The sequence below is a fragment of the Pricia sp. genome (assembly GCF_041745955.1).
Lineage (GTDB): Bacteria > Bacteroidota > Bacteroidia > Flavobacteriales > Flavobacteriaceae > Pricia.
The window spans coordinates 1-5,081 of record NZ_JBGTHY010000121.1 but is presented as its reverse complement, the minus strand read 5'-3'; the positions used below and the strand labels follow the sequence as shown (position 1 = coordinate 5,081).

The following is a 5,081-nucleotide window of genomic DNA, read 5'->3' as shown; positions in this document are numbered from 1 at the left end:
GCGGGGCCCACCCCTTTCCATTCCGAACAGGGAAGTTAAGCCCGCCAGCGCCGATGGTACTGCCGAAAGGTGGGAGAGTAGGATGCCGCCTTACCTCGGAAGGTCCCGATCACCAGTTGATCGGGACCTTTTTTTATGGTTAAAAATGGCAAAACCTGGAGAAAATAGGAATATCTCTGAACCCTAGAGTGTGCAAATCCTGAATAAGGGAAAACTATTGTCGCTCGCCATATAGAACCTGAAGTCACAAAAAGACGTTAAAAAAGAATGGAAAAAATAATTGATCGAAAGATTCACCCTTCAATACCCTAGATGAAGGTTAAACTGTACATTTTTTTCCGTTTCCTGTTTGTCGAGGATGACAATACCCTGTTTGTACAAATCTATCGTAAAGTTGACAGAACTATCCCTTTTTAAAAGGTCCCAGGCTTCCTTCATTTCATGGCTCCAATTGATATCATCAAAAACGAAAATTGCTGGGGATTTTATTTTATCCTTTAATGCCTTAAAATATTTGATAGTCGGTTCTTTTTGGTGATTGCCATCAATAAATAGAAGGTCGAAGTGAACATCCTCTTTTAGGAGCTGCGGAAAAGTGGCATCGAATAATCCTTCCCTGATATCATATTTTGATACGGGCGCCATAGTGGCAAACTGGTCGCCCGAAATTTCACACAACTGGGAAAGGCCTTCCATGGTGACAAATTGGGCTTGAGGGCTATTCTGGATACTTTTTAGGACGTAACATCCGGATATTCCCAAGTTAGTACCAATCTCTAAAATAAGGGAAGGTGCTGTTTTTTTGGAAAGGAAATACAAGAACTCGCACCATTTTTTACTGGATGCCGCATTTTTACAGATATCCTTGACCATCGCTGTTTTATCGGAGCCGAAAATTTGGTACGAAATCAGGGTTTCGTCCTGTAAAAGCTCCGTTCTGTAGTTTTCACAATTTTGGAACGCTTGACGATCTTCTTCCTTATAATTGGAATTTAGTACTGTCGATACGGCCTCGACGACTTTTTGTAAAGTACTGTTTTTGTATTTGGATATTTTTTCGAGTTCTTTTTTTTGATTTAACCGGGTACGGGTTATGGAAAGATGCTTCCGTATTTTCTTCTCGATCATAGGTTAACCGTATTTAGATTACACTCTCGGCAAATCCCCCTCACCTTTCAACGGCAATTCAGATGCTCCCATAAGATAGGTGTCGACGTGATAGGCCGCTTGTCGCCCTTCGGAAATCGCCCAGACGATGAGGGATTGGCCGCGGCGTTGGTCTCCCGCCGCAAAGACGCCGGGTACATTGGTCATATAATCTTTTTCTGTGGCCTTGATGTTGGTCCTGCCATCGGCTTCAAGCCCCAATTGTTCGGCTATAGTCATTTCTGAACCTGTAAAACCTAAGGCCAGCAAGGCCAAATCGCATTTCCATTCCTTTTCGGTGCCTTCGACTTCTTTCAAGACCATTGATTTTCCGGGTTCTTTGATCCATTCGACCTCAGAGGTGACCAAACCTGTCAGATTACCATCTTTGTCACCTTCGAAGCGTTTGGTCGAGATGCTGAAAAAACGCTCCGCACCTTCCTTATGTGATGAACTGGTGCGCAATCGCATGGGCCAAAAGGGCCAAGGCTGGTCCTCGGGGCGTTCGGCAGTGGCCATGGGCATAATCTCGAAATTGGAGACGGATTTTGCACCGTGGCGGAACGATGTCCCGATACAATCCGATCCGGTATCTCCGCCGCCGATAACGACAACATCCTTACCTGTGGCCAATAGCTCGTTTTCGAATGTTGTAGTTCCATCGACGCGACGGTTGTTTTGGGGAAGGAAGTCCATCGCCTGCACAACCCCTTTCAAGTCCGCACCTTCTATGGGTAGGTTTCTGTGAATCGTTGCCCCTCCGCATAGCACGATGGCATCAAAATCATTCTGGAGTTCTTCGCCTTTGACATCTATCCCGACGTTAACGCCGCATTTAAATTCGATACCTTCGGCTTCCAGTACGTTGAGCCTTCGGTCGATAATGTGCTTTTCCATCTTGAAATCGGGAATACCGTAGCGTAACAATCCTCCAGCCTTTTCATCCCGTTCGAATACGGTTACCAAATGACCTGCACGGTTCAATTGCTGTGCGGCCGCCAATCCTGCAGGCCCTGAGCCTACTACAGCCACTTTTTTACCGGTTCTGGTTTTTGGGGGTTCGGGTTTGATCCATCCTTTTTCGAAGGCGGTTTCGGCGATCATCTTTTCAATGTTCTCAATAGTGACCGGATCCTCGTTGATTCCGAGTACGCAGGCTTCTTCGCAAGGAGCGGGGCACAATCGTCCCGTAAATTCCGGAAAGTTGTTCGTCGCGTGTAGAATATCCGCCGCCTTGTTCCATTTGCCCTTATAAACGGCATCGTTAAAATCGGGGATAAGGTTGCCCAGTGGGCATCCACTATGGCAAAACGGAATGCCGCAGTCCATGCAGCGTGCGCCTTGGTCCTTGATTTCCTTTTCGGGTAAGCGTAGTGAAAACTCCTTAAAGTGCTGCACGCGCTCCTCGACGGGAGCGTATGCCTCTACTTTTCTATCGAATTCCAAAAATCCTGTTATCTTTCCCATGTATCGATCGTAAATTAGTGTAGTTTTAAATAGTTTCTAGTTTCTCTTCTTCCAATCGGATCAACGCCTTTCGGTATTCCTCGGGGAATACTTTTACGAACTTGGGCAGACAGTCCTCCCAATCTTCCAGAATACGTTGTGCAAGCGGACTCAAGGTAGCGTTGTAATGGCTTTCGATCAAATCTTTAAGCTGCTTGACGTCTTGGTCTTCGGTTACTTGGAGCAAGTTTAGGTCTTCGGCGTTACAGTTTTTCTTAAAAGTCTTTTTCTCATCGAAAATATAGGCGATGCCACCGCTCATTCCTGCGCCGAAATTCCGGCCCACTTCGCCTAATACTACGGCAACGCCACCGGTCATATATTCGCAACCGTGATCACCGATACCCTCGACGACCGCTTTTGCCCCTGAATTCCGTACGCAAAAACGTTCCCCGGCCCTACCATTGATATAGGCCCTACCGGCGGTCGCACCATAGAGCGTAACGTTTCCGGTAATCACATTATCTTCGGGTACGATGGTCGAACCTTGGGGTACTTTAACGACCAATTTGGCGCCTGAAAGTCCCTTTCCGAGATAGTCGTTGGTATTACCGTTCACGATCATGGTCAAGCCTCGCGTAGCGAAAGCCCCAAAACTTTGGCCGGCAGAACCGATAAAATTCAGTTTTAAGGTATTGATGGGCAAACCTTGCGCCCCATATACCTTGGAGATTTCATTGCTGATGATGGCTCCGACGGCCCGATCCGTATTCTTTATCGGGAAGTCAAGCGTCAGTTTCTCTTTTCGGAACAATGACGGATTGGCCTTGGCGATGATATCGAATTCGATGGACTGATCGATGTTGTGCTTCTGTTTTTGGGTATTATAGAATTTCGTGCCTGCAGGAACGTCTACTTGGTGCAAAATCGGGGTCAGGTCGATGCCTTTGGCCTTATAATGGTCTATGGCCTTTCTACGGTCCAGTTTTTTGACCTGGCCCACCATTTCGTTTACCGTCCGGAAGCCTAGCTGGGCCATGATCTCGCGCAGTTCCTGGGCAACGAAATACATGTAATTGACCACGTGCTCGGGTTTGCCCTCGAACTTTTTACGAAGTTCGGGATTCTGCGTTGCTATACCCACCGGGCAGGTGTTCAGATGGCAGACGCGCATCATGATACAGCCCGATGCGACCAACGGTGCGGTAGAAAATCCAAATTCTTCGGCACCCAACAGACAGGCTACCGCCACATCGCGGCCGGTCTTAAGCTGCCCGTCACATTCCAAAACGATCCGGTTGCGAAGATCGTTCATCACCAAGGTCTGCTGGGCTTCGGCGATACCGAGTTCCCATGGAAGACCTGCATGTTTCAAAGAGGTCAGGGGCGAAGCTCCGGTGCCGCCATCGAAGCCTGAAATCAATATTACATCGGCTTTAGCCTTTGATACCCCGGCAGCAACGGTACCGACACCAACTTCGGATACCAATTTCACATTGATCCTAGCCTTCCGGTTGGCCGATTTAAGGTCGAAAATCAACTGGGACAAATCTTCGATGGAATAAATATCATGATGTGGCGGTGGTGAGATCAGGCCCACGTACGGGGTCGAATTCCGGGTTTTCGCAATAGCAGGGTTCACTTTGGGACCTGGCAATTGACCGCCTTCCCCAGGTTTGGCCCCTTGAGCCATTTTGATCTGTATCTCTTGGGCATTGGTCAAGTAATCGGAGGTTACCCCGAAACGGCCCGAAGCCACTTGTTTGATGGCACTGTTTCGCCAGTCGCCGGTCGCATTTTTATAAAAACGGTCGGCATCTTCACCGCCTTCGCCGGAATTGCTCTTACCGCCGATCCTGTTCATGGCAATGGCCAAATTTTCATGGGCTTCCTTACTGATGGAGCCGTATGACATGGCACCGGTTTTAAAGCGTTTGACAATATCGGTCCAAGGTTCTACCTCTTCCAAGGGAATCGGGTCGTAGTTCGAGAATTCGAAAAGTCCCCGGATGGTCATCAGGTTTTTGGTCTGTTCGTTGACCATGGCGGCATATTCCTTGTAGGTATCGGCCTCATTGCCCCGCACCGCTTTCTGTAGCTTGGCAACGGACAAGGGGTTGAACATGTGCTTTTCCCCGTCCCTTCTCCAACGGTATTCGCCCCCGACCTCAAGATCGAGGGTGGCGGCGACTTCTTTTTTGGAAAAGGCATTACGATGCCGTTTGGCAATTTCCTTCTCGATCTGATAAAGTCCGATACCTTGTATACGTGTAGGGGTATTCGGAAAATACTTGTCCACCACCTTGGTATTGATGCCTACACATTCGAACAGTTGCGACCCACGATAGGAATTCAAGGTAGAGATACCTATTTTGTTCATTACTTTCAAGATACCTTTGCCAACGGCTTTATTGTAATTTTCTATGGCTTCAGAGAACGTGTACTCGGTGATATCGTGTTCCTCGATCTGTTCGCCGATAATTTCGTTG

General features: G+C 47.9%; 3 protein-coding genes and 1 rRNA gene. 1 reads left to right on the top strand and 3 read right to left on the bottom strand.

The features are described from left to right. Positions 1-94 (top strand): 5S ribosomal RNA (rrf, locus tag ACEW8S_RS04245); the annotation flags it as partial. A gap of 206 nt (positions 95-300) precedes the next feature. On the opposite strand, the gene ACEW8S_RS04240 is transcribed toward rrf, so the two are convergent. The 3 genes from ACEW8S_RS04240 to ACEW8S_RS04230 all read right to left on the bottom strand — a co-directional run. Further along, positions 301-1,128, bottom strand: a complete 828-nt coding sequence (locus ACEW8S_RS04240; protein WP_373516939.1) for an O-methyltransferase — start codon at positions 1,126-1,128, stop codon at positions 301-303. 18 nt (positions 1,129-1,146) lie between these two features. Next, positions 1,147-2,613: a glutamate synthase subunit beta gene (locus ACEW8S_RS04235; protein ID WP_373516938.1), complete on the bottom strand. Its 1,467-nt coding sequence runs from the start codon at positions 2,611-2,613 to the stop codon at positions 1,147-1,149. A gap of 25 nt (positions 2,614-2,638) precedes the next feature. Then, the coding region (locus ACEW8S_RS04230; protein WP_373516937.1) for a glutamate synthase-related protein at positions 2,639-5,081 on the bottom strand (2,443 nt) is incomplete at its 5' end.

Excerpts from the sequence above, each read along its gene's own strand:
- ACEW8S_RS04240 (WP_373516939.1), bottom strand. The coding sequence starts at position 1,128 with ATGATCGAGAAGAAAATACGGAAGCATCTTTCCATAACCCGTACCCGG.
- ACEW8S_RS04235 (WP_373516938.1), bottom strand. The coding sequence starts at position 2,613 with ATGGGAAAGATAACAGGATTTTTGGAATTCGATAGAAAAGTAGAGGCA.